Origin of the sequence: Geobacillus sp. TFV-3 (assembly GCF_009901865.1) — a bacterium.
Classification (GTDB): Bacteria; Bacillota; Bacilli; order Bacillales; family Anoxybacillaceae; genus Geobacillus; species Geobacillus thermoleovorans_A.
The window spans coordinates 2,904,410-2,926,422 of the sequence record NZ_MPSP01000001.1; the positions used below are offsets into that span (position 1 = coordinate 2,904,410).

The window sequence follows — 22,013 nt, forward strand, 5'->3', positions numbered from 1 at the left end:
TCTACAAGCGAACAACCAACGAAAGGAGCGAACAGCGATGCAACAGCAACCGCAAATGAACCCGCAGGCGGCGATGCCCGAGCCGCCGCAAATGGTGTCCACGAAAGACGCCATGTATTTTTCCGACATGATGTCATGGAACTTGCTCGCGGCGAAAAAAGCGCACTTTTTCGCCGCGCAATGCCGAGACCCTGAAGTGGCGCAAGCGATCGAGCGCGCCGGGCAGATGCATCAGCACCATTACGAAATGATTTTGCGCCATTTGCAAGCCCCGCCGCAGCCGCCGGTGATGTGAAAGGAGGAACGCCGCATGAACACGAAACAAGTGCAAAATCCAGAGACGCAAGTGCCGAAAACGCCGCAAATGAACGAGCGTGATTTTCTCAACGACATGCTGGCGACGGAAAAATACATGACGTTGTCATACAGCGTCTTTTTGCATGAAGCGAGCAACCAACCGTTATATCAAGATATGATGAATATTTTCACCGAAACGCAAAACTGTCAGCGCGACTTGTACAATTTGATGTTCAAAAAAGGATGGTACAAGCTTGAAGCCGCCGATCCGCAAAAACTTCAGCAAACGTACCAGCAGTTCCAAGGATATACCAGTCAACTTCCCTATCGAGGCAACGTGATGCAATGATCCCGTTCGATGAGGATGTCCTCGCTCCACCCGGACATCCTCTTCCGAATGAGCAGTTGAGAAGAGGAAGGAGGGGATGGCGGCGCCATCCGAATCGGTATGGAGCATGCTACAAACGTCAGAGATTGCGGCGGGCGTCCGCATCCTCGACACCGGAATCATGGAATAAGCATCCCTTCTTGTTCCACAGGGATGCTTATTCTTTCATGGATAGAGGATTAATACCACCAGCCTGGATACGGCGGGTACGGCGGATACGGCGGGTACGGGTAAAACGGACGCGGAGCCAACGCGCCGCCGAGCAGTCCACCCAAGAAACCGCCGACAAATGGGGCGCCAAACAACAATCCTGGAAATAGCATCATTCCTTCTCCTTTCCCCAAAGCTAGAATGCTACACTTTATTCATATGCAACAACAAGAAAAGAGGGTGGGCCGTCCGCCCACCCCTTGCCCGTTTTCTCACCACCAAATCGGGCCGTACCACCACGGATAGAGAAACGGCGGGACCAATGCGCTTCCGAGCAAACCGCCTAAAAAGCCGCCGAAAAATGGAGCAACAAAAAACGGAGCGCCGAAGAAAAATGGGTGCGGACGCCAAAACCACCAGCCCCATGGCCGCCAAATGCGCTCATCCGCCATTTGGAGATGACTCATCTTGCTTCCCCCCTTCCGCCTGTTTATTCCCACTGTATGATGTAAAACGCCTGCTGCTTAGGCCAGCACCCAAGGAGCATGGAAAAACCTCTTGAAACCGGCGGCGCCTGATTGGAAAGGAGGGCTGGTCTGACCAAACCTCTTCATCTGGAAGGGGATTCATTCATTTGGGGGAAATGCTCAGCTTCACATGATCTGACCAAACCCCTCCATCTGGAAGAGCGGTGAAAAACAGGGCCCGCATGCAATTGGATGAAATTTGCCCAGAGAAGAAACTGGTATGGGAAAATTTTTTCAATAGGGAAACAGTTAGAGCGGACAGTCTTCTCCGCTACATCCTCAGTCTTCTAGAGATTTGATCAATCTGCCGAACACGAAAACAGGCGGCTGTCCGCCGCCCGCGTTCACACAAGCTCTATGCGCACCTGTTCATACAAACAGATGATCGAATCGAACAAAATGCGCACCGCTTCAGTCATTTCGTCTTCGCTCATGGAAAGAACCGGAATGAACGTCAACACCGGGCCGAGCGGACGGATGACAAGCCCTCTCCGGCGCGCCTCGAGGATGATCCGGTGCTCCACCATGGCCGCGCGTGGGAACACCTCTTTCGTTTTTCGGTCTTTCACGATTTCAACGCCGCACATCAAGCCTTTTTGCCGGATGTCGCCAACAATTGGAATTTCATACAACCGCTCAAGCCATTCGGCCAGTCGGCGCGCCTTCCGCTTTACGCTGTCAATCAGGCCGCGTTTTTCGATGAGCTCAATGTTTTTCAGCGCGACGGAACAAGTGAGCTGATTCCCCGTGTACGTATGGCCGTGATAAAATGTTTTGTCTTCGTCCACATCGCCGAGAAATGCGGCATAAATCTCTTCCGTGACCAGTGTGGCCGCGAGCGGCAAATATCCTCCCGTGATCCCTTTCCCAAGACAGACAAGATCCGGCTTCACCTCTTCCTGCTCGCAGGCGAACATCGTGCCGGTGCGGCCAAAGCCGACGGCGACCTCGTCGCAAATGAAGAGCACCCCGTAACGGCGGCAAAGCGTCTCCACTCCTTTTAAAAACCCACGCGGATGGACAATGATCCCCGCCGCTCCTTGCACAAGCGGTTCCACGATCACACCGGCGATGGAGTCGTGCTGCTCCTCAAGCACCCGTTCAAGCTCGCGCAAACAATAGCCGACGATCTCCTGCTCACTTCCATATTCGTCCATGCGGTACACGTACGGCGACGGCACTTCGATCCGCTCAAACAAAAGCGGCGCAAAAATGCGGTGGAACACATCCATCCCCCCGACGCTCACCGCCCCGACCGTATCCCCGTGGTACGCTTCCTTCAACGAGACAAACTTGTTCTTCTTCGCGTATTTAACCGGATCGATGTTTTTCCAATACTGATAGGCGATCTTGAGGGCAATTTCCACCGCCGCCGCCCCGGTATCGGAATAAAACACTTTCGACATTCCCGGCCAATAGTCAACGAGCGTTTTGGCGAGCAAAATCGACGGCACATTCGCCGAGCCGAGCAGCGTCGAGTGGGCGATTTTCTCTAATTGCTCGCGAAGCGCCGCATTCAACTCCGGATCGTTATGCCCGTGGACATTGACCCACAGCGACGCATAGCCGTCTAAATACCGGTTGCCGTCAACATCGTACAAATAGCTTCCTTGCCCGCGTTCAATGATCAAGGGGCGTTCTTTGGCATACTGCTTCATTTGCGTGAATGGATGCCATACGTATTGCTTGTCCCACTGTTCCAATTGCTCATAGCTATACGCCAACGCCAAGCACCTCCAGCCATTGATTCGCCTTTCCTTGTTCGATCCAATGCTCAGCTAGGGTTTCCAGTTCCCGCCTTGAGACTGCAGGAAGGAGCGGCACGACCCCGAGCACCGGCAGCCGAAGCAAGGCCACGATCGTTTCGACATTGTTTTGGTGGATGACCTCTTGCTCTTGAAACTGATTAAACACAAGGCCCAACAGGCGAATGCCTTTGGCGTCCGCATACGCCGCCGTCGTCACCGCATGGTGAATCGCGCCAAGGCCCGAGAGCGACACGAGAACCGCCGGCAGCTCATAGTCACGGACAAAATCGCTCGTCATATAGAATCGTCCGTCGCGCTCGCACCACGGAACGGCCAACCCTCCCGCTCCTTCGACGAGCACGACATCATAGCGTCGCTTCAGCCATTCCAATCGTTCAGCAATCCTCTCTGGTTCGATGGACGCGCCGGTCAACTTGGCCGCCAAATGCGGCGACATCGCCGGTTCCATATAGTACATGCCTTCTGATGCGGAAAGCTTCGCCACTCGTTCATACCAATATTGTTCGGCAAACGACATCCCGTCTTCGGCCAGTCCAGTCTGAACCGGTTTAAACACGCTGACCTTCATCCCAAGCCGCTCCAGCGCCAACGCCGCGATGGAAGTGACGACCGTTTTGCCGATTTCTGTTCCTGTTCCCGTCATGAAAATGGCGGTTCCCATTCTTATCCCCCCATCCCTCGAGCCATTATGATCGGCTGGATGCGCGGCCATACGCGCGCCGCGATGACAGAACAAACGACGCAAAGCACGAGATCTCCCGGCATCGGAAGAAGAAAGCCAAACCATAGCGTTTGGCCGATGGAAAGCGGAGTCTCTGCGATCCATTTCATCGCGATATACAGCCACGCGCAGCCAAACGCATACACGACCAACAATGCCACTGCATTCGCTTTCCATATGTCCTGCGCTCTTGTCCATTGAAAGCGGTGCACAAGCGAGCCGCACGTATACGCCCCGGCGATGAAGCCAAGCAAGTAGCCAAACGTCGGTTTCCAAATATAACCGAGCCCGCCGCCTTCCGCAAACACGGGCGCGCCCGCCAACCCAATCAACACGTAAAGCATCTGGCTGAGCGCTCCTACTCTCGGACCAAGCAGACAGCCAGCCAAGTAAACCGCAGCGATTTGCAGTGTAAACGGCACATACGGCACCGGAATTTTGATCCACCCGCCAACAGCCGTCAACGCCGCAAACAGTGCAGCCCAAATAAAGGAACGGATGCGCACGTTTCCCCTCCTCCCCAATATTTGTTTCTATTTTGCCTAATGCGCCTTTTATTTGTCAACCTTATTTTTTATAAAGGTTTACATTTAAAAAAATGATGAGGGTGTCCCGAAAGGATTAGGACACCCTTCCTTGTCACCATTTATAGTTACGAAAGATTGATCCACTCACAATATGTTGTATTTCATTTGGTGGGGATGGCGATTTTGAGTCAGCCTCTTTGTTCGTTCAGTTCACCAAGCAAACTACGGCGCAAGCAACAGCCAACGCTCAACCTTCATCCTCCCACAAGCGGAACGGGTCCATCCGTTCGCCGTCCGTTTTCGGCATCACCGGTAATCCGCTTTGCCCCTCTTGTTTTTCCAACAAAAAAGACAACAAACGCACCGCCTCCGCAATATGCCTTCCCTTGTTCAACATGATGCACTGCGCCTTCCTTCCAAGCGAAACGTCCGAGATTTCCGCTCGCGACGGAATTCCCTTTTTTGTCATTTGTTCAAGCACTTGCGTCGCCCAAATAACCGGGATGTGGGCCGCCCGGCATAGCGCCAAAACGTCGTTCTGCGCGGCCGCGAGATGTTCAAACCCGATCTCCAAGGCCAAATCGCCGCGCGCAATCATCACACCAAACGCCGGAAACTTCAATCCCTCAAGCAAAATGCGAACGAAGTTATGAAGCGCCGTCCGCGTTTCGATTTTCGCGATCACCGGGAGAGAACCAGCCCCTTGTTCGGCAAGCAAATGATAAAGTTTTCGGAGATCATAAGGGGTCTGAACAAACGACAGCCCGACGATGTCCGCCCATTTTGCGATGAACGGAATCCATTCAAGGTCCCGGTTCGTGAGCGGTGGAACCGTCAAATGAGGGAATGAATCGGGAAGATGAATGCCCGTTCCTTGCTTAATCGCTTTCCGCTTTCCTCCATCGGCAACGACTTTGGCCTCTACATGCCGCTCGTGCACTTTCACGACCCGCGCGACAATTTGCCCATCGTTCAAGTAGAGGCGATCTCCTGCCTTCACATTGCGCCACGCCTTCGCCAACGTCGTCGTTATTTTCACACCGCAGCCATTCTGCGCCGCTGCAAACGCAGCGTCATCGAAATAAATATACAGCGGCGTACCGACGGTGACGAACGCTTTCATTGGAATGAACAAAACAGAAGAAAGGGTGAAAGAATCCGACCCGCGCCCCAGTTTCATCCCTTTTTGCACATAGGCCGTCCGCGAAAGAAGAACTTTAAAACAAGACGGCGCAATTTGTTCAATGACCCGCAGTTTTCGTTTTTTTCCGCGCACATCGGTAAACAGCAGTTCATCCCCTTCTCGAACGGCCGCTCCGTCCTCAGCCGTCAACTGCCACAAGAATGAAACATCGCGGGGGAACGGAGACGGCGGAGGAGAAGAGAAAGAAATGACGCCGATGAGCGGCTCCATTGGTTCTCCATATTGATTTTTCTTCACTGAGAGCTTCATTGGCCCCGCATCGACCGCCAAGCGGGCAACCCGGATTTTTGGACCCGGCAGATCCATGTAAATACGGCATCGCCTCCCTCGCAGCTGCAACTCCAACTGCTTCTCGGCTTGACGAATGATGGAAACGAGCGCCTCCCACGTTTCCGGAGAACCGTAGGCGCAGTTGATGCGGGCAATGTCCATGCCATAAAGAAGCAGCAACTCGATCAGCCCTGGCTCATCCACCCATGCCTCGTCCATCGTCACCATGATGCGTGTCGGCCGAACAGAACTTGGGCTTCCAAACACCGCATCGGCCCGTTTATGAAGCAACTGTTTCGCTTCCTTTCTTGTCATCTTTCGAAGCCCGCATCCACCATCAATCGGCGTGCGCAAATATGCCAAAATTTGTTCGATCGCATCGATGAGATGATCCTCTTGCCCCTCGAGCCGCCACCCGGCGTCTTCCATCGCTTCAAGCAAATCCGACGGCATATGCTCTCTCATATATAAGCAGGCAAGCAACTGATCCCGGCTCTCTTCATGGGATGGAAGAGGAAAATGCTTCTGCTTTTGTTCCACCCACTCCGCCATCCCGCGGTAAAAAGCGGCCAAGCGGGCGCCCAAATCTCGTTTGTCGTGCATCAGCGGCACCAACCCTTGTGAAAAATGCGGTTTTACTTTTATATATTCGCCGCTTTCGTAAATGAGAAGACAAAAAAACCGGCGCCATTCGCCGGTTGAATGCGACAGAAACAGGAAGCCGCTTCTCGCTGTATTATTTTTGCACGACAATTTTCATTCCGCATTGGCAAAGCAACGAATGCTTCAACCGCCGCAACGGCTGACCGCACTGTTCACAAACGATCGTTTTATTCACTCGTTTTCTCCCCTTTGTTGCGTGGTTGGTTTCTATTATACACCTATGATTATTTAAAGTAAATATAAAATGATAATAATTATAAATATCAAGCATATCATTTGGTCTCTGTTTCCATTTATGATAAGGTAATAATAGTGCCAATATTCAAAACAAGGGGGCTGTCACGATGTACGACATCGCCATCATCGGCGCTGGGCCGGCGGGAGCGAGCGCTGCGATCTTCGCCGCCAAAGCGGGAAAAAAAACGGTGTTGTTTGACAACGACAAAGGCATGACAAAACGCGCCTAGGTGGAAAATCATTACGGCGTTCCGGAAATCAGCGGCGCGGAATTGGTTGAAACACAAGTGACGGACGTGCAAAAAACGGACAACGGCTTCCGCCTCGAAACGAAAAACGGCTCATTTGAGGCGAAACACGTCATTTTCGCCACTGGCGTCGCCACTGATCTGGCGGAAAAAGTCGGCCTGCGCACCAAACCAGGCACGGAGCCGCGCATTAAAACGGTGATTGACGTCGACGCCAGCGGCAAAACGAACATCGACGGCATTTGGGCGGCCGGGACGGTCGCCGGCGTCAGCGTCCATACAATCATCACGGCGGGCGACGGGGCGAAAGTCGCCATCAACGTCATCAGCGAGCTGAACGGCGAACGGTACGTTGACCATGACGTGCTGAAAAAATGACAAAAAGGTGTCCCGAACGAGACGGGACACCTTTTCTGATTGCCGTATAAACGACCGGGACACGATATGGCGGGCTATGCTGAACGAAGAACCGCTTTTGGAGACAGCCTTTTTTCATCCCCACATCGAAATGTCAGCCGACTGCCTCGCCAATCCCGGAGCACTTACTGTCCGATGCTTCGGTATTGTCCTTCGAAAAACAAAAGCGGGTCGCCCGGTTCGTCTTTCATGAAAATGTCGGTCACTTCGCCAAAATACAACGTATGATCGCCGGCCACGTGCGAGCTGTGGACATTGCATAAAATATTCGCCAACGCCTCCGGCAAAATCGGATGGCCGTTCACCCACTCAAACGAAACGGGGCGTTCTTCTTTCAACTGGCCGGCAAACAAGCGCGACAAGTCCTCTTGATCGCGGCGCAAAATGTTGACGGCAAATTTCCCCGTTTGCTTGACGATGTCATGCATTCGCGCTTTATGTCCAATGGAGACGACGACAAGCTTCGGGTCGAGCGAAACGGACATAAAGGCGTTCGCCGTCATTCCTTTCGCTTCTCCTTGAAATTCGGTCGTCACGACCGTCACGCCGGTCGCAAATTTTCCCATGGCTCGGCGAAATGTGCGATCATCCATACGGTTCTCCCATCCTTCCCTTTTCGTCATCAGCCGCCCTGACTCTGCAGCTGGCGTGCAGACGCTTTCTTCCTTTAACTTGAGGTTTTACGCTTCTCCGGCATTTTGCCTCTATTCATGCCAGAATGCAAGCCAAATCTATCCCCATCATAGCAGAAATAGAGGAAAGAAACAACGATATACGGCAGTCATCGGCGGCCTGCCGCTCCAAGGTACGCCTCTGCCACCCGTTCATCGGCGAGCAGCTCGGCGGCCTTCCCGTGCACCACGATGCTTCCCCGCTCCAGCACATACGCCTCATCCGCTGTCTGCAGCGCGGCGCGCACGTTTTGCTCCACAAGAATAATGGCCGTGTGAAATTGGTCGCAGAGCTGTGTCAGCAGTTCCATGATTTCTTTCACGACGAGCGGCGCCAGCCCTAACGATGGTTCATCGAGCAAAAGCAGCTTTGGTCTCGCCATCAGCCCGCGGGCGATCGCCAACATTTGCTGTTCTCCGCCGCTTAATAGTCCTCCCGGACGGTCGAGCATCGTTTGCAGCTTCGGGAACAGCTCGAGCACCCGCTCATAGTCGCGCTTCACTTCCTGTCCGTTGCGGCGGTGTCGTCGATAGGCTCCAAGCAGCAAATTATCCTTCACCGACAGGCTGTCAAAAATTTGCCGCCTCTCCGGAACAAGGCAAATACCTTTTTCCACCATTTGCTCCACCTTTCCGTATGGAAGCGGTTCATGTTCAAAAAGAATCTCCCCTTCCTTTGGGGCGTACACGCCGGCAATCGTGCCGAGCAACGTGCTTTTGCCCGCCCCGTTGGCGCCGACAACAGCGATGATTTTTCCTTCGCCCACTTGCAAACTAACCCCTTTTAACACGTGCAAATGGCCGTGGTAGACATGGACATTGCGAAGCGTGAGCATCATCAGACCGCCTCCTCTCCTAAATACGCCTTGATGACGTCCGGGTGCCGCGCGATCTCTCCCGGCGTCCCTTCCGCTATTTTTTTGCCGTAATCAAGGACCATGATCCGGTCGGCGATCGACATGACTGTTTCCATATCATGTTCCACGAACAAAAAGGTGAACCCTTGTTCTCTCATCGCCAGCAACACATCGACGAGCCTCTTTGATTCTTGCGGGTTCAGCCCGGCCATCGGCTCGTCAAGCAAAATGAGCGAAGGACGGGACACAGCCGCCCGGGCGATTTCCACAAGCCGCTGCGTTCCATACGGCAGTGTGCCTGCCCGCTCCCATGGAAGATGAGCCAAACCGACCTGCTCGAGGCAGGAAAACGCCTGTTCCTGCGCTTGCTTTTCTTCTTTCACCGTGCGCGGCAGCCGGAAGCCAGCGCTGAGGATTCCGCTCTTCAACCGTGAATGAAATCCGACCATCACGTTTTCCAGCACCGTCATATCGGAAAACAGCTGCAAGTTTTGAAACGTCCTTGTCATTCCCAGCATCGCCAGCTCGTGCGGCTTTTTTCCAGTGACTACAGCTCCTTGGAAGCGAACGAGACCACTAGTCGGCGGAATAATGCCGCTGATCATATTGAACAAGGTGGTTTTGCCTGCCCCGTTCGGCCCGATCACCGCGACGATTTCTTCTTTTTTCACGTGGAAGGACACGTTTTGCACTGCCTGAACGCCGCCAAATGACTTGGACAATTGCTCCACCTCAAGCAGCGCCTCGTTCATCCTTGCCCACCTCCAATCGAACCAGCTTGGCGGCTGTCGACTGCAGCCTCCCTCTTTTGACGCCGGCCTGTTTCCAAAAGCCGCTTCATTCCCTTGGACAGGACACCCGAAAGTCCGTTCGGCATGTAAATCAACATCACCACGAGCAACAAGCCAAAAAAGACAATTTCGAACTCGCCGCCAGCATGAGGAATGAGAAACGGGACAACGGCTTTCAGCCATTCTCCTAAGCAGACATAAACAGCCGCGCCGACGAGTCCGCCCCACACATGGGACGATCCGCCGATCACCACCATAATCAAAAAGTAAATCGACGGGACGATGCCGAATAAGTCTGGATTGATAAACGTGACGTAATGGGCGTATAAGCTCCCGGCAACCGAGGCGTAAACAGCGCTGAGCATAAAAATTTGCAGCTTGTATTTCGTAATGTTCACCCCAAGCGAGCTTGCGGCCACCTCGCTTCCGTGAATCGCCCGCAGCGCTCTTCCGACCCGGGAGCGGACGATATTATGGGCAAACCATAGCCCGGCAAGGACAAACAACGAAACGAGGTAGTAAAACTGGAGATCGCTTTGCAGCGAGACCTCGGCGATATGAATCGGAGGGATGCCGAAAAATCCATTCAATCCTCCCGTAATTCCTTTCCATTCTTTAAAAAACGTAAACATAATGACGCCAAATCCTAACGTCGCCAACGCCAAATAATGTTCGCGCAGCCGAAAAACCGGAATGCCGACAACCAACGCCACCAATGCAGCCAAGGCCGCGCCGGCAGCCAACGCCAGCCAAGGCGACCATCCCGAATGTGCCGTCAAATAGGCGGACGCATAGGCGCCAATGCCATAAAAGGCAGCCTGGCCGAGCGAGATTTGCCCTGCATACCCCATCAACAGCGTCATCCCCGTGCTCACGAGCGCATAGAGCCCGATGAGAATGAGCGTGCTTAACACATAATTATTGCCGAAGACAAGCCAAGGGAGACCGAGCCAGACGGCTGCGCCGGCAAACCAAAGCCACCGTTTTCGTCCATCTGCCATTCGTTGACCGTGCTGCATCCATCCGCCCCCCTTATACCCGCTTTCCGGTCATCTTGGCGAACAGCCCGTTCGGCATGAAAAACAGCACAAGCAATAGCAGACCGAAACTGATCGCTTCTTTGTATCCCGAGGACAAGTATCCTTCCGCAAATGATTCAAGCAGCCCAACGAGAAACGCACCGGCGATCGCAGCCGGGGCGTTCGTCAATCCCCCGACAACGGCGGCGATGAACGCCTTCAGCCCAATCATCATCCCCATATCATACGAGGCTCCGGAGATCGGGGCGATGACGATTCCCGCGAGCGCCCCCAGACCGGCGCTGACGGCAATCGCGCCAAGCGACATTTTGCGGATGTCAATCCCCATCAACCGAGCGGCAAACGGATTGATGACACAAGCGCTCACCGCTTTGCCGAGATATGTCCGATTAAAGAATACATGCAACGCCATGAAGCTGACGACCGAGATGGCAATCGCCCAAACGCTTTGCCATTGGATGACCGCGCCAAACATGCGCAGCGCCTCATTTCCGGTAAACGGGCGCAACGCATAAGGGTCAGTCCCCCAAACGAGCAAAGCAATCCCCCGAAACACAAACGAAACGCCGATTGTGATAATAATGAGCACGGCGACAGACGAACGACGCGCCGGCTGAATCGCCAGCCGTTCAAACAGTCCGCCGACGGCCATCACCGATGCAATGCTGAGCCCAATCGCGAGCGCAAACGGCACGCCGCTGTTGACGAATGTGATGCAAAACAGCGCGCCTAACATGGCAAAATCGCCTTGGGCCAAGTTCAAAATGCCGGTCACACTGTACGTAATGACAAATCCGAGCGCTACGAGCGCATAAATGCTGCCAATCGTGAGCCCGGAAAACAACAGCTGGACAAACTGGCTCCACGCCTCCATTTCCCATCCCTCCTTCAGCAGTTAAGTGAAACAAAAGGGAATTAGCGGTCTAATTCCCTTTTTACTGCTCAACAAGGACAAACTTGCCGTCTTGAATTTGCACCATCACCAAACTGTCGGCATCAAGCCCCGTATGGTTGTCTTTTGACATATGGAAGACGCCCGAGATGCCGATAAACTTTTTCGTATTCTCCAGCGCCGACCGTATTTTTTCTTTATCAGTCCCCGCCTCTTTCATCGCATTGGCCAACAGGTGAAATGCATCCCACGCATGTCCGCCAAACGTGGTCGGCTCATAACCGTACGCTTTTTCAAAGTCTTCTTTGTATTTTAACAACGTTTCTTTTTGCGGATCGTTGTCCGAAAGCTGGTCTGCCACTAAAATGCGCCCGACCGGGAAAATGACGCCGTTAGCCGCATCACCGGCTAGATCGATAAAACTTTTTGTGCCAATGCCGTGGCTTTCAACAATCGGCACATCAATGCCCAACTGCCGGATGTTTTTTGTCACGACCGCCGATTCCTGCGCTGTTCCCCATACGATAATGGCTTGCGGATTCGCTTTTTTCACCTTTGTCAACATCGCTTTCGCATCATCGACCGTCGCCTCAAACTCCTCTTCGATGACGGCTTTCACCCCATATTCCGGGGCATAATGCACAAACTCTTCATGCCCGCTCGTTCCATAGGCATTGGCGACATTCAGCCAGGCGACGTTCATCCATCCTTTCTCTTTTAGAAAACCAAGCAGCTTCTGAATGACGATATTGTCCCCTTGAGCGGTTTTAAATGTCCAATGACGTGAGGATCCATCGCTTGGATTGACGATTTGTTTGCTTGCGGCGAGGGAAATGTACGGAATGCCTGCTTTTTCAATGAGTGGAATCATGGCTAAGGAGTTGCCGCTGATCGTGCCGCCGATGATGGCCGTCACGTTGTCTTGTTCGATCAGTTTTTTCGTGGATAATACGGCCTCATTTTGGTTGGACTTGTCATCATAGACAATCAGCTTGATTTTCTTTCCATCAATGCCGCCTTGCTTGTTCCATTGCTCAACGAGCATTTTGACCGTCTCCATCTCCGGTTTGCCAAGCGGGGCCGCCCCGCCTGAGGCAGAGAAAATGGCGCCGACTTTGATCTCATCCTCTCCATTCCCAGATGTCGATGTCTTTCCACAGGCGGCAAGGAAAAGGAACAGCAATGCCGCCATGAACAGAGACATTCTCTTTTTCATTATTTTGTTCCCCCTTTTATATTGACAACGCTTTCAAATTAATTTTCTTCCGCCAGGCCTTCACCCGGCGGAAGAAAATCAGCGCCGCCGCTTAAACGCTTCGGCGGTGTTTATTTTATGTTGCCGGACGTATTGCTCAATTTCATGCAACGGCGCCTGTTCCCGCAGCAGGCGGACAATCTCTCTATGTTCTTCGATCGAGGCTTTTGCCCGCTGCGGGACAAACGTGAATCCGTACACGCGGATGCGCTTCATCCGCTGCCAAATTTGCTTGATTTGCTCCTCAAGATATGCATTGCCGCAATGGGCGTAAATCAAGGAATGAAACTCGTAGTTCAGCTCGCTGAACCGTTCAAGATCCAGCTCTTCAAGCGCCCGCTCCATTCGTTCGTTCAACTGCTCAAGCTCTTCGATCGCCTCCTTCGTCAAATGGGTGGAGCCAAGCGCAGTCGCATAGCCTTCTAAGACAGCCAAAACGGATAACGTTTCTACATATTCTTTCTCGTTAATGGTGCTGACGACAGCGCCTGCATACGGCTTGAACTCGACTAATCCTTCTGCCTCAAGCTGACGGATCGCTTCGCGCACTGGGATGCTGCTCAACCCCAGCTCGCGGGCGATTTGATCGATGACGACGCGGTATCCCGGCCCGTAGACGCCGTTTTCAATGCGGGAAAGAATATACTCATAAGCCAATTGGGTTTTGTTTTTCGCTTTCGTTTCCATACGTTTATCATATACTAGATCATATACATTGACTAGTCGTTATGCCTGTTCGGCAGACAAGGCGGTCCGTTTCTCCCCCTTGCCAAACGCGGGGATCGGCGGATCGCCGACCGCGACGTGGACGACTTGCACTTCCGTATAGAAATCAAAGCTGTAATGCCCGCCTTCGCGGCCGATGCCGCTGTATTTCGTCCCGCCAAACGGGATGCGCAAATCGCGGACGTTCGGCGAGTTGACCCACGCCATCCCGCTTTCGATCGCTTGAGCGACGCGATGGCCGCGCTTCATGTCGCTCGTCCAGACGTATGCCGCCAGCCCGTATTTCACATCGTTCGCCAATCGAATGGCCTCTTCTTCACTCGCGAAAGACATGACCGCCATGACGGGGCCGAAAATTTCTTCCTGCGCCACTTTCATATCGTTACGGCAGTTAAGCAACAATGTCGGCGGCACGAAATTGCCACGCTCCAATCCTTTCGGAACGCTGGGGGCATAGACGTCCGCCCCTTCCTGCTTGGCAATCTCGATATAGTGATTCACCCGCTCCCAATGATTGCGGTGAATGAGCGGTCCAAGCTCGGTCGCTGGATTCATTGGATCGCCGATGACGATGCGGTCGACGCGGTCTTTCAACCGCTTGACAAATTCGGCGTAAATCGACTGCTCAAGCAAGAGCCGCGAGTTGGCCGTGCACCGTTCGCCATTTAATGAAAACACCCCCCAAACCGCCGCGTCGAGCGCCCGTTCGAGATCCGCATCGGCGAACACGATGAGCGGCGACTTGCCGCCGAGCTCCATCGATGTTTTTTTCAACGTCGCAGCGCTGTTGCGGATGATTTCCATGCCGGTCGTCGTTTCACCGGTAAACGAAATGAGGCGCACATCCGGGTGGGCGACCAACGCAGCGCCCGCCGCTTCGCCAAACCCGTGCACGACGTTGAACACCCCGCGCGGCAGCCCGGCTTCATCGATGATTTCTGCGAGCTTATTCGCCGTCAACGGCGACCATTCGGCCGGCTTCAACACGACGGTGTTGCCGGTGGCGAGCGCCGGAGCGACTTTCCATGTCTCGAGCATAAACGGCGTGTTCCATGGCGTGATAAGCCCCGCCACGCCGACTGGTTTATAAACGGTATAGTTTACAAACTGTCCATTCACATGGTACGCTTCACCGACAAGGCGCGTTTTCACCATTTCTGCGTAGAAGCGGAAGTTTTCCGCCGCGCGGGCGGCTTGCTTTTTCGCCTGGCTGATCGGAATGCCGGTGTCAAGCGCCTCTAGGTAGGCGATGTCATCCGCATATTTTTCAATCAAGTCGGCAATGCGAAAGAGATAGCGAAGCCGTTGTTCCACCGGCATCGTCCGCCACGGGCCATGATCAAACGCCTCTTTCGCCGCCTGGACCGCCGCGTCGATGTCTTCCTTCCGCCCCTCGGCCACTTCGTTGATCGGTTCGTTCGTAAACGGATTGATGTTGTGAAAATACGCGCCAGCCGCGCTTTCGACAAACTGTCCGTTGATATAATGAAGCACGTTCGGCTGCTTCGCCATTCGTCTCCTCCTCCCGCTATGTCCGATAGCGCGCATGAATGTTGTTGTGCTTGTACGTCCCCGCCCCGCTGAATTCATACAGCTCAAGCGACAGCGCCAAATAGCGTTTCGCAAACAGCGGGGCGAAATGATCTTTCATGACCGCAAACAGTTCATCGCCGACCGCTTTTTTGACTTCCTCGGGGCGCCCGGCGGCGATTTTCAGTGTCGCGTGCACGAACGCATCATCTTCCGCACCGTCAGCCACATAATATTCGCTGAGCCGAACGGCGCGCGAGCGAATGCCGCCGATCGGAAACCAATCGCTCCGCTTGATCAACACGCGGTGGACTTTTTCCAGCAAGCCGCGAATGTCGGCCTCTTCACCGAGATTGTCCGTGTACTCGACAATAAAGTGCGGCATGATTCCCCCTCCTTTGGCTAGACGATGTAATTCACTAGCCTCCCGATGCGCTCGATTTCCGCCACGACCTCATCGCCGGGCCGGACATTGACCGCCCCTTTCGGCGTGCCGGTCAAAATCAAGTCGCCAGGCGCGAGCGTCATGAATTCGGTGATGTACTCAAGCAAGTACGGGATCGAAAAAATCATATCGCCCGTATATCCTTCCTGCACAACGGCTCCATTGACATACGTCCGCAGCCGGAGCGCCATCGGATCGCCGACTTCGTCATGGCTGACGATCCATGGGCCGAGCGGCGTCGCCCGGTCGCGGTTTTTGACGCGAAAATTCGGTCGATAGTAATTTTCCAAGTAGTCGCGAACGGCGTAATCGTTGGCAATCGTATAACCCCAAATGTAGTCGTACGCTTGTTCCGCTCTCACCCGGCGGGCAGGGCGGCCGATCACCACCGCCAGTTCGCATTCGTAATGCATCATGTTCACGCCATCGGGTCGAACGGTTTGACCGCGATGGCCGACGAGCGTGTTTTTCCCTTTGAAAAACAAAAGCGGCTCTTTCGGCGCGGAAAACGACAGCTCGCCGGCATGGTCGGCATAATTCAATCCAAGCGCGATGATCGTGCCCGGCTCCACCGGAGGAAGCCATATCACCTCACGTTCGTTGACGATCGTTCCGTCCGGCAGGCGGAGGCGGTCACCGTCAAGCGGCTCGGCTTCGGCCACGATTCCGTTCCAAGCGACGCGCGCCCTCTTCATCGCTCATCGTCTCCTTGTTCCGGGGCGATTTCGTTTTCCAACACCCCGATCCCTTCGATTTCAATGCACACCACATCTCCTGCCGAAACAAGCGGCGCATCAGCCGGCCAACTGAAAAACAGCACATCGCCCGGGTAAAGGGTCATAAACGCGGTTACATCGGCCAGCCATTGTTCCACCGGCTGGCGGAAGCGGCTCGGATCTGCGCGCTGGACGAGGCGCCCGTTGACGTATACGCGCGCGGTGAGAGTGGAGAGCGGCGCCGCTTCCTCTTTCGGCACGATCCACGGGCCGACCGGGGCAAAGCCATCGCGCGCCTGCTCCTTCACCGCCGGGCGATAGCGCTGCTTGTGCGGAATCGAGAGATCATTGACGATCGTATAGCCGAATACAAAATCGAGCGCCTGCTCGCGCCGTACGCGCGCCGCCGTCCGCCCGATCACCAGCCCGAGGGCTGGAGCCGCCTGAAGGTGCTTCACCCCACGAGGCAGCAACACCGGCCGCCGATGGGCATTGATCGTGTTGACCGGCTTCATATACAGCACCGGGCCTTCGGGCGGCTTTTCATACGGCGGGGCAATCATCTCTCTTGACAACGCCGCCCATTCCTTCAAATCATTCAACGCCACTCCGTACATCGCTCCGTCAATGGGCGCGTCCCATTCCCATTCATCGACGCGGCAGACGCGCCCTCCAATCAACACCTTCCCGCCGCGCGGATCCGCTTTTGCCTCAATCGTCCGCCTCATGCCGGCCAGGCGCAAGCGTACATTCGCCATCACTTCTCCTCCTCATCTGCCTGCTGCATGCGCCTGTTTTATGTCGTTTGCTGCGGCGTCGCTTCTGCCAACAGTCCGTATTTGACGAGCGTGCGGCGGATTTGCTGCTGATGCTCTTCGCTTGGCAAATCGAGCGGCAGCCGGAGCTTCGGGGTGATTTTTCCCATCATCCCGAGCGCCGCCTTGACCGGGCCCGGATTCGTTTCAATGAACAGCACATCATTGAGCTCCATCAGCTCAAAATGAAGATCTTGCGCACGCTTGATGTCACCTTCGAACCAGGCGTCGTGCAGCTCCGCCACTTTATCGGGCACGACGTTCGCCGTCGCGCTGATCGATCCGGCGCCGCCGATCGAAAGCATCGGATAGCACAATAGCTCGATGCCGGAAAAAAGAAGGAAATCGCGCCCGCAATGCCACAACACCCGGTTGACATGTTCAAAATCTTTATTTGACTCTTTTACCCCGATAATGTTCGGACAATCCTCGGCCAACCGCGCTAACGTCTTCACTTCCAAATTGACCGCCGTCCGCCCCGGGATGTTGTAGACGATGATCGGGATATCGACCGCCTCGGCCACCGCCTTAAAATGTTTATACAGCGCCTGTTGGGACGGACGGTTGTAATACGGGACGATGACCATCGCCGCATCGGCCCCAATCTCTTGCGCAAATTTGGTCAGCTCGATCGTTTCCGCATGGTTGGTCGAGCCCGTCCCCGGCACGAACGGCACCCGCCCCGCCACCGCTTGTTTCGCCGTTTCCATCACCTGTTTTCGCTCTTCAAGCGTCAGCGAGCTCGGCTCTCCCGACGTTCCCGTGACGGAAATGCCGTGCGTGCCGCTTTCAATATGCCAATTGATAAGTGCAGTCATCGCCGCAAAATCCACGTTTCCTTCCTCATCAAACGGCGTGACGACCGGCGCGATCGAGCCGCGCAGCCGTTCTTTCGCCTCGCGGTATGCCATCCCCTTGCCCCCTATTGACTTTATTTTTCCGAATCTTATTTATATTGTACATATTGTCATATATGAAATCAACGATAAAATCATATATAATCATGTTCCCGAAAACCGCCGGCAGAAGGGATGCGGCCCTTTTCTAAATCAGGAAAGTCGGTTTCCGCTTCGCCAATGTCGGTTCGTTCAGCTCGATCGGCTGGCCGCTGTGAACGTCAAGAACGACGGACGCTTCTTCAAACCAGCTGTCCGGCGCCGCATGCCCCCAAAACGTTTGCCGGCGCGGATCGTCTAAATCCCAGCGGATCGGCGGAAAATCGGGGTCGCTCGTCAAATAATCGCCGTTATACAGCTCAATTCGGTGGCCATCCGGGTCGCGCAAATAGACAAAGAAGGCGTTCGACAATCCGTGGCGGCCCGGCCCGCGTTCAATGTTCGGCGCATACCCGGCCGCCGCCAGCACATCGCAGGCATGAATCAAACTGAGCGGGTCCGACAGCCAAAAACCGATATGGTGCAGGCGCGGCCCTTTCCCATTCATCAGCGCCAAGTCGTGGACGTTTTGCTTCCGGTGCAGCCATGCCGCCCAAAGTTTCCCATCCTCTGTTTCCGTATACTCTGAGCAGGCAAAGCCCAAACCATGGACATAAAAGTCGTACGCGTTCTTTACATCCGTCACCGCGCAGTTGAAATGATCGATGCGCTGCACGCGGGCGCCGCGGTGCAAGTCATACCGTTGCAAAAGCCGCTCCGTTTTCTCCATATGAGCGAAAAACTCAAGCGGCAGCCCGGACGGATCTTGCACGCGAAACGCTCTTCCGACGGCGCGCTGGCTCCCGTCTTCCAACCATTTCGGCTGCAGCGTTTGCGCCGCAAACCATTCATAAAGCGCTTCCAATTCCCGCTCGGAGCCGACTTTGTAGCCAAGCGCTTCGACCGCGGGGCGGGGCGCCTTTTTCAATAGAAGGCTATGATGATGATATTCTTCAAGTCCACGCAAATACAGATGGCTCTCATCCGCTTCCGTCACAACAAACCCAAGCACCCGTTCATAAAAATCGCGGGCGGCGGCTAAATCAGTCACATGCAGCACCGCGCGGGCGCAGCGAATAATGGAAAATGTCATCACTCTCTTCCCCCTTTCGCAACATTCCTTCCTCCAAAGTCAGGCGGCCTACAGAAAGAATCTTTCTTTTCTGCTGGCGAACATGGAACAAAGCCTTCCTGAGCTGCTCGCCAAATCCCTTCGCTTCAAACATCTCGCAGCATGCCCCGATCAGCGGCTTGCGCGCCGCTATGCCCTCCTTTTTTCAATCGGCGGCAACCTTGAGACACGCCGCAGCGCGCGATCCTCCGCACGCCTCAACCGTTCCAACGCCCGCCCGTGTTTGCGAGCGTCCAAATGAACGGTCAATGCTTGTTGTCAGAAGGAATGAACACGCTTTTGGCGCCGCGCATAAATTCGCGCACGAACTGTTTATACGGCTCTTTTTCATAGCCGTCAAAATACGCCATCCCCATCCGAACCGGATCGCCGAAAAAGTAATATTCATAATGCGTCTGCCGGGCGCCGAACGCGCTCATCGTGAGATCCCAAGCAAGCCGGAACAGCTGGACGCGTTCATAGCCGTCCACCGTCGCCCCTTGCATCGCTCGGCTTACAATCTCGCCAATTTCTTCGTTGTGGAAATCCGCTTCGGTCGGAATCGCCATCAACCCCGATGCTCCTAAAATGCGGATGATCTCCGAAAGCCGGGGATAAATGCGCGGATACCAGTTGCGCGCGGCATCGAGCGCAGCAAAATCCGGCGTCATCGTTCCCCAGCGGTCCGGTCGGGCGTTGTGCTCAGCCCGGTACAGATGGCTTTTCATCGTCTCGAGGACGAGCATGATTTCCGCCCCTTTATCCTTCACATGCTGGAACTCGCCGATGCCGATTGCTTCGATGAGACAAAGCGTGACACCGAGCAAAAACTCCGTTTTCACAATATTTTTCGCCACCACTTGATGGGACATATGAACGACCGCGTTCGTCTCACGGAACGTCCGGTTGCAAATCGACGAATTGCCGCAAACAAACACGCGCTCCCACGGCACAAACACGTTTTCAAACGATACGATCGCATCGCCCTCTTCAAAGCGGGACGCGAGCGGATGATCCCACGCGCTCCGCCCATAGTCAAACGCCTCGCGGCAAATGAACTTCACGCCCGGCGTGTTGTTCGGAATGGCAAAGGCGAGCGCGTACGGATCTTCACCGGCTGTCGATTTTTTCACGGTCGATGGAAACACTAAAATTTCGTCCGTAATCCCGCCTTGTGTCGCCAACAGGCGGATGCCGCTGACGATGATCCCGTCTTTTCGCCGTTCCACCAAATGGAGCGGCACATCGGCGTCTTTTTGTTCATGAAGCGCCTTGGCCCGGTTCATTTGCGGATGAATGAGCGTGTGCGTCAAGCTGATGTCGTTTTCGCGCGCGTACTCATAGTAGTTTTTCGCATTTTCGGCAAACATCGGATCATCTTCAGCAAACAGATCATTGGCGACGCCCATCGCCATGACTTCCGCGTTTAAGTAATCCGGCGAGCGCCCCATCATCCCCGCCGACATACGCGCCCATTCTTGCGTCGCCTCGCGGCGGGCAATGAGCTCTTCAATCGTGGTCGGCTGAATGAACGTCATGCCGACGGGCTGCCCGGTTGTCGGCGACCGATACAACATTTTGTCCGGCTTCTCATATTGCCGGTCGTAAAGCGCCGCCATCGAACGGACGACGTTGCAAAACGCCGGATGTGCGGTGACATCCTCGACTTTTTCCCCGTGGATGTACACGCTGCTTTTTGCCCGCTTGAGCCGCTCCATATACTGTTGCCCCGTTTTGGCCGGCATTTTCATTCCCTCCGTTTTCATGTATAATAGACAAGGAAGTGCATTTATTCAGAATGTTCAAAATTAATATAACATATTATTTCATATATGAAAAATACAAAAATGATGAACGATCCTATACGAAAAAGATATAGAGAGGGAACATGACCATGATCGATGTGAAACAGCTGAAATATTTCGTCACCATTGCGGAAGAAGGGCAAATCACCAAAGCGGCGCAAAAGCTTCATATCGCCCAGCCGCCGCTCAGCCAGCAACTGAAGCAGCTTGAAGAAGAGCTCGGTGTTCCGTTGTTTGACCGCAAGGCGAAAAAAATGGAGCTCACCGCACCAGGCAAAGCGTTTTATGAAAAAGCGAAGCAGCTGCTGCGCCAGCTTGATGACGCCGTAGCGGAAATCAAAGAAATCGAAGCGGGAGCGGCGGGAACGCTGTCGATCGGCTGCGTTAAATCATGCTTTTACTATTTGGCCCAAGCGATCCGCCACTTCCATGAACAAGTTCCGAACGTGACCTTTCATCTCCGTGAAGGAGATACGTTTTCCATTTGCCAGCTGCTTCAAGAGCGGCACATTGACATCGGCATCGTCCGCCTGCCGATCGACTCGGCTGATTACGACGTCATCCGCCTGAACGGCGAACGCTATGTCGGCGTGTTGCCGGCGCAATGGAAAACCGACCAAACCGCGTTATGCATGCGCGATTTTGCGGATTGGCCGCTTCTCCTTCTCCACCGGGTGCACGGCGCCGGACAGTACGAGCGGGTCATCGAGGAATGCCGCCGCCATGGCTTTGAACCGAACATCCTATGCGAATGCCCGGATGCCACGATTTTGCTTTCCCTTGTCGCCCAAGGCCTCGGGGCCGCCATTGTGCCGCAATCCACCGTGGCCTTGTTTCGCCTCCCCGGCATCCGCGTGCTCGAGATCGCCGACTCTTCCATGACCGCGGAAGCCGCCGCCATCCTCGATCCGCAACGGTATTTGCCGAAAAGCGCCCGCCGCTTCCTCGACATCCTCCAAACCGTTGCGGTCCGCGCCGCCGACGGACAACATGAAGAAAGATAGCG

At 54.4% G+C, this 22,013-nt stretch carries 24 protein-coding genes and 1 pseudogene; 5 read left to right on the top strand and 20 right to left on the bottom strand.

Annotation, left to right across the window (positions count from 1 at the left end):
- The first annotated feature begins 37 nt into the window (after positions 1 to 37).
- A complete protein-coding gene (locus BJQ97_RS14820; RefSeq protein ID WP_160157149.1) occupies positions 38 to 295 on the top strand; it encodes a hypothetical protein in 258 nt (85 codons plus the stop codon).
- A 15-nt stretch (positions 296 to 310) separates the two neighbouring features.
- Positions 311 to 646 carry a spore coat protein gene (locus BJQ97_RS14825; RefSeq protein ID WP_160157150.1) on the top strand — a complete coding sequence of 112 codons (336 nt, stop codon included), beginning with the start codon at positions 311 to 313 and terminating at the stop codon, positions 644 to 646.
- Between the two features lie 218 nt (positions 647 to 864).
- Here BJQ97_RS14825 and BJQ97_RS17465 read toward each other — a convergent pair whose 3' ends face one another.
- From BJQ97_RS17465 to BJQ97_RS14850, 6 genes are all read right to left on the bottom strand, one after another.
- A complete protein-coding gene (locus tag BJQ97_RS17465; RefSeq protein ID WP_236567405.1) occupies positions 865 to 1,011 on the bottom strand; it encodes a hypothetical protein in 147 nt (48 codons plus the stop codon).
- A gap of 96 nt (positions 1,012 to 1,107) precedes the next feature.
- Positions 1,108 to 1,302, bottom strand: a complete 195-nt coding sequence (locus tag BJQ97_RS14830; protein ID WP_160157151.1) for a hypothetical protein — start codon at positions 1,300 to 1,302, stop codon at positions 1,108 to 1,110.
- A gap of 404 nt (positions 1,303 to 1,706) precedes the next feature.
- Positions 1,707 to 3,086: an adenosylmethionine--8-amino-7-oxononanoate transaminase gene (bioA, locus tag BJQ97_RS14835; RefSeq protein ID WP_160157152.1), complete on the bottom strand. Its 1,380-nt coding sequence runs from the start codon at positions 3,084 to 3,086 to the stop codon at positions 1,707 to 1,709.
- The gene (gene bioD / locus BJQ97_RS14840; RefSeq protein ID WP_160157153.1) at positions 3,076 to 3,792 is read right to left on the bottom strand and encodes a dethiobiotin synthase; all 717 of its coding nucleotides are present in this window, start codon (positions 3,790 to 3,792) and stop codon (positions 3,076 to 3,078) included. Before bioD ends, bioA begins: the two co-directional genes overlap by 11 nt.
- Before the next feature lie 2 nt (positions 3,793 to 3,794).
- Positions 3,795 to 4,358: a biotin transporter BioY gene (locus tag BJQ97_RS14845; protein ID WP_160157154.1), complete on the bottom strand. Its 564-nt coding sequence runs from the start codon at positions 4,356 to 4,358 to the stop codon at positions 3,795 to 3,797.
- A 268-nt stretch (positions 4,359 to 4,626) separates the two neighbouring features.
- Entirely contained in the window at positions 4,627 to 6,456 is a 1,830-nt protein-coding gene (locus BJQ97_RS14850; protein ID WP_236567284.1) for a pyruvate kinase, read from the bottom strand.
- Between the two features lie 404 nt (positions 6,457 to 6,860).
- Here BJQ97_RS14850 and BJQ97_RS14855 point away from each other — a divergent pair.
- A pseudogene (locus BJQ97_RS14855) lies at positions 6,861 to 7,379 on the top strand (FAD-dependent oxidoreductase).
- 164 nt (positions 7,380 to 7,543) lie between these two features.
- Here the strand turns inward: BJQ97_RS14855 and BJQ97_RS14860 are convergent.
- The 13 genes from BJQ97_RS14860 to hpaD all read right to left on the bottom strand — a co-directional run bounded on the left by BJQ97_RS14860 (position 7,544) and on the right by hpaD (position 19,184).
- Positions 7,544 to 8,011, bottom strand: coding sequence for a flavin reductase family protein (locus tag BJQ97_RS14860; protein ID WP_160157156.1), 468 nt, complete (start codon positions 8,009 to 8,011; stop codon positions 7,544 to 7,546).
- Positions 8,012 to 8,199: 188 nt separating this feature from the next.
- On the bottom strand, positions 8,200 to 8,925 hold the full coding sequence (locus BJQ97_RS14865) for an ABC transporter ATP-binding protein (RefSeq protein ID WP_160157636.1): 726 nt from the start codon (positions 8,923 to 8,925) through the stop codon (positions 8,200 to 8,202).
- A gap of 2 nt (positions 8,926 to 8,927) precedes the next feature.
- Complete coding sequence (locus BJQ97_RS14870; protein WP_160157157.1) at positions 8,928 to 9,698, bottom strand: ABC transporter ATP-binding protein; 771 nt, start codon at positions 9,696 to 9,698, stop codon at positions 8,928 to 8,930.
- Positions 9,695 to 10,756: a branched-chain amino acid ABC transporter permease gene (locus BJQ97_RS14875; RefSeq protein ID WP_160157158.1), complete on the bottom strand. Its 1,062-nt coding sequence runs from the start codon at positions 10,754 to 10,756 to the stop codon at positions 9,695 to 9,697. Before BJQ97_RS14875 ends, BJQ97_RS14870 begins: the two co-directional genes overlap by 4 nt.
- Before the next feature lie 13 nt (positions 10,757 to 10,769).
- Positions 10,770 to 11,651, bottom strand: a complete 882-nt coding sequence (locus tag BJQ97_RS14880) for a branched-chain amino acid ABC transporter permease (RefSeq protein ID WP_160157159.1) — start codon at positions 11,649 to 11,651, stop codon at positions 10,770 to 10,772.
- Between the two features lie 61 nt (positions 11,652 to 11,712).
- On the bottom strand, positions 11,713 to 12,885 hold the full coding sequence (locus BJQ97_RS14885; protein ID WP_160157160.1) for an ABC transporter substrate-binding protein: 1,173 nt from the start codon (positions 12,883 to 12,885) through the stop codon (positions 11,713 to 11,715).
- Between the two features lie 78 nt (positions 12,886 to 12,963).
- Complete coding sequence (locus tag BJQ97_RS14890; RefSeq protein WP_160157161.1) at positions 12,964 to 13,611, bottom strand: GntR family transcriptional regulator; 648 nt, start codon at positions 13,609 to 13,611, stop codon at positions 12,964 to 12,966.
- A gap of 39 nt (positions 13,612 to 13,650) precedes the next feature.
- Positions 13,651 to 15,162, bottom strand: a complete 1,512-nt coding sequence (gene hpaE, locus BJQ97_RS14895; RefSeq protein ID WP_160157162.1) for a 5-carboxymethyl-2-hydroxymuconate semialdehyde dehydrogenase — start codon at positions 15,160 to 15,162, stop codon at positions 13,651 to 13,653.
- A gap of 16 nt (positions 15,163 to 15,178) precedes the next feature.
- Positions 15,179 to 15,565 (bottom strand): 5-carboxymethyl-2-hydroxymuconate Delta-isomerase, encoded by a 387-nt coding sequence (locus tag BJQ97_RS14900; RefSeq protein ID WP_160157163.1) that lies wholly within the window; start codon positions 15,563 to 15,565, stop codon positions 15,179 to 15,181.
- A 17-nt stretch (positions 15,566 to 15,582) separates the two neighbouring features.
- On the bottom strand, positions 15,583 to 16,320 hold the full coding sequence (locus BJQ97_RS14905; RefSeq protein ID WP_160157164.1) for a fumarylacetoacetate hydrolase family protein: 738 nt from the start codon (positions 16,318 to 16,320) through the stop codon (positions 15,583 to 15,585).
- Positions 16,317 to 17,099 carry a fumarylacetoacetate hydrolase family protein gene (locus BJQ97_RS14910; protein WP_160157165.1) on the bottom strand — a complete coding sequence of 261 codons (783 nt, stop codon included), beginning with the start codon at positions 17,097 to 17,099 and terminating at the stop codon, positions 16,317 to 16,319. The genes BJQ97_RS14905 and BJQ97_RS14910 overlap by 4 nt, the downstream gene beginning before the upstream one ends.
- Before the next feature lie 38 nt (positions 17,100 to 17,137).
- The gene (hpaI, locus tag BJQ97_RS14915) at positions 17,138 to 18,067 is read right to left on the bottom strand and encodes a 2,4-dihydroxyhept-2-ene-1,7-dioic acid aldolase (protein ID WP_160157166.1); all 930 of its coding nucleotides are present in this window, start codon (positions 18,065 to 18,067) and stop codon (positions 17,138 to 17,140) included.
- A 133-nt stretch (positions 18,068 to 18,200) separates the two neighbouring features.
- On the bottom strand, positions 18,201 to 19,184 hold the full coding sequence (gene hpaD / locus BJQ97_RS14920; protein WP_160157167.1) for a 3,4-dihydroxyphenylacetate 2,3-dioxygenase: 984 nt from the start codon (positions 19,182 to 19,184) through the stop codon (positions 18,201 to 18,203).
- Between hpaD and BJQ97_RS14925 the strand changes: the two genes are divergently transcribed.
- The gene (locus BJQ97_RS14925; protein ID WP_160157168.1) at positions 19,171 to 19,464 is read left to right on the top strand and encodes a hypothetical protein; all 294 of its coding nucleotides are present in this window, start codon (positions 19,171 to 19,173) and stop codon (positions 19,462 to 19,464) included. The two genes, hpaD and BJQ97_RS14925, sit on opposite strands and share 14 nt — an antisense overlap.
- 4 nt (positions 19,465 to 19,468) lie before the next feature.
- Here the strand turns inward: BJQ97_RS14925 and hpaB are convergent, their stop codons facing one another.
- Complete coding sequence (gene hpaB, locus BJQ97_RS14930; RefSeq protein WP_160157169.1) at positions 19,469 to 20,947, bottom strand: 4-hydroxyphenylacetate 3-monooxygenase, oxygenase component; 1,479 nt, start codon at positions 20,945 to 20,947, stop codon at positions 19,469 to 19,471.
- Between the two features lie 149 nt (positions 20,948 to 21,096).
- Here hpaB and BJQ97_RS14935 point away from each other — a divergent pair, with 149 nt between their 5' ends.
- Positions 21,097 to 22,011, top strand: a complete 915-nt coding sequence (locus BJQ97_RS14935) for a LysR family transcriptional regulator (protein ID WP_160157637.1) — start codon at positions 21,097 to 21,099, stop codon at positions 22,009 to 22,011.
- The last annotated feature ends 2 nt before the right edge of the window (positions 22,012 to 22,013 follow it).

Bases quoted from the DNA above. Each gene is read 5' to 3' on its own strand.
- BJQ97_RS14820 (WP_160157149.1), top strand. From the start codon at position 38: ATGCAACAGCAACCGCAAATGAACCCGCAGGCGGCGATGCCCGAGCCG.
- BJQ97_RS14900 (WP_160157163.1), bottom strand. From the start codon at position 15,565: ATGCCGCACTTTATTGTCGAGTACACGGACAATCTCGGTGAAGAGGCC.
- BJQ97_RS14880 (WP_160157159.1), bottom strand. From the start codon at position 11,651: ATGGAGGCGTGGAGCCAGTTTGTCCAGCTGTTGTTTTCCGGGCTCACG.
- hpaB (WP_160157169.1), bottom strand. From the start codon at position 20,947: ATGCCGGCCAAAACGGGGCAACAGTATATGGAGCGGCTCAAGCGGGCA.
- hpaD (WP_160157167.1), bottom strand. From the start codon at position 19,184: ATGACATTTTCCATTATTCGCTGCGCCCGCGCGGTGCTGCATGTGACT.
- BJQ97_RS14870 (WP_160157157.1), bottom strand. From the start codon at position 9,698: ATGAACGAGGCGCTGCTTGAGGTGGAGCAATTGTCCAAGTCATTTGGC.
- BJQ97_RS14865 (WP_160157636.1), bottom strand. From the start codon at position 8,925: ATGCTCACGCTTCGCAATGTCCATGTCTACCACGGCCATTTGCACGTG.
- BJQ97_RS14925 (WP_160157168.1), top strand. From the start codon at position 19,171: ATGGAAAATGTCATCACTCTCTTCCCCCTTTCGCAACATTCCTTCCTC.
- BJQ97_RS14850 (WP_236567284.1), bottom strand. From the start codon at position 6,456: ATGCACGACAAACGAGATTTGGGCGCCCGCTTGGCCGCTTTTTACCGC.
- BJQ97_RS14910 (WP_160157165.1), bottom strand. From the start codon at position 17,099: ATGGCGAATGTACGCTTGCGCCTGGCCGGCATGAGGCGGACGATTGAG.
- bioD (WP_160157153.1), bottom strand. From the start codon at position 3,792: ATGGGAACCGCCATTTTCATGACGGGAACAGGAACAGAAATCGGCAAA.
- BJQ97_RS14825 (WP_160157150.1), top strand. From the start codon at position 311: ATGAACACGAAACAAGTGCAAAATCCAGAGACGCAAGTGCCGAAAACG.
- BJQ97_RS14875 (WP_160157158.1), bottom strand. From the start codon at position 10,756: ATGCAGCACGGTCAACGAATGGCAGATGGACGAAAACGGTGGCTTTGG.
- BJQ97_RS14860 (WP_160157156.1), bottom strand. From the start codon at position 8,011: ATGGATGATCGCACATTTCGCCGAGCCATGGGAAAATTTGCGACCGGC.
- BJQ97_RS14890 (WP_160157161.1), bottom strand. From the start codon at position 13,611: ATGGAAACGAAAGCGAAAAACAAAACCCAATTGGCTTATGAGTATATT.
- hpaE (WP_160157162.1), bottom strand. From the start codon at position 15,162: ATGGCGAAGCAGCCGAACGTGCTTCATTATATCAACGGACAGTTTGTC.
- BJQ97_RS17465 (WP_236567405.1), bottom strand. From the start codon at position 1,011: ATGATGCTATTTCCAGGATTGTTGTTTGGCGCCCCATTTGTCGGCGGT.
- hpaI (WP_160157166.1), bottom strand. From the start codon at position 18,067: ATGGCATACCGCGAGGCGAAAGAACGGCTGCGCGGCTCGATCGCGCCG.
- BJQ97_RS14905 (WP_160157164.1), bottom strand. From the start codon at position 16,320: ATGAAGAGGGCGCGCGTCGCTTGGAACGGAATCGTGGCCGAAGCCGAG.
- BJQ97_RS14885 (WP_160157160.1), bottom strand. From the start codon at position 12,885: ATGAAAAAGAGAATGTCTCTGTTCATGGCGGCATTGCTGTTCCTTTTC.
- BJQ97_RS14830 (WP_160157151.1), bottom strand. From the start codon at position 1,302: ATGAGTCATCTCCAAATGGCGGATGAGCGCATTTGGCGGCCATGGGGC.
- BJQ97_RS14935 (WP_160157637.1), top strand. From the start codon at position 21,097: ATGATCGATGTGAAACAGCTGAAATATTTCGTCACCATTGCGGAAGAA.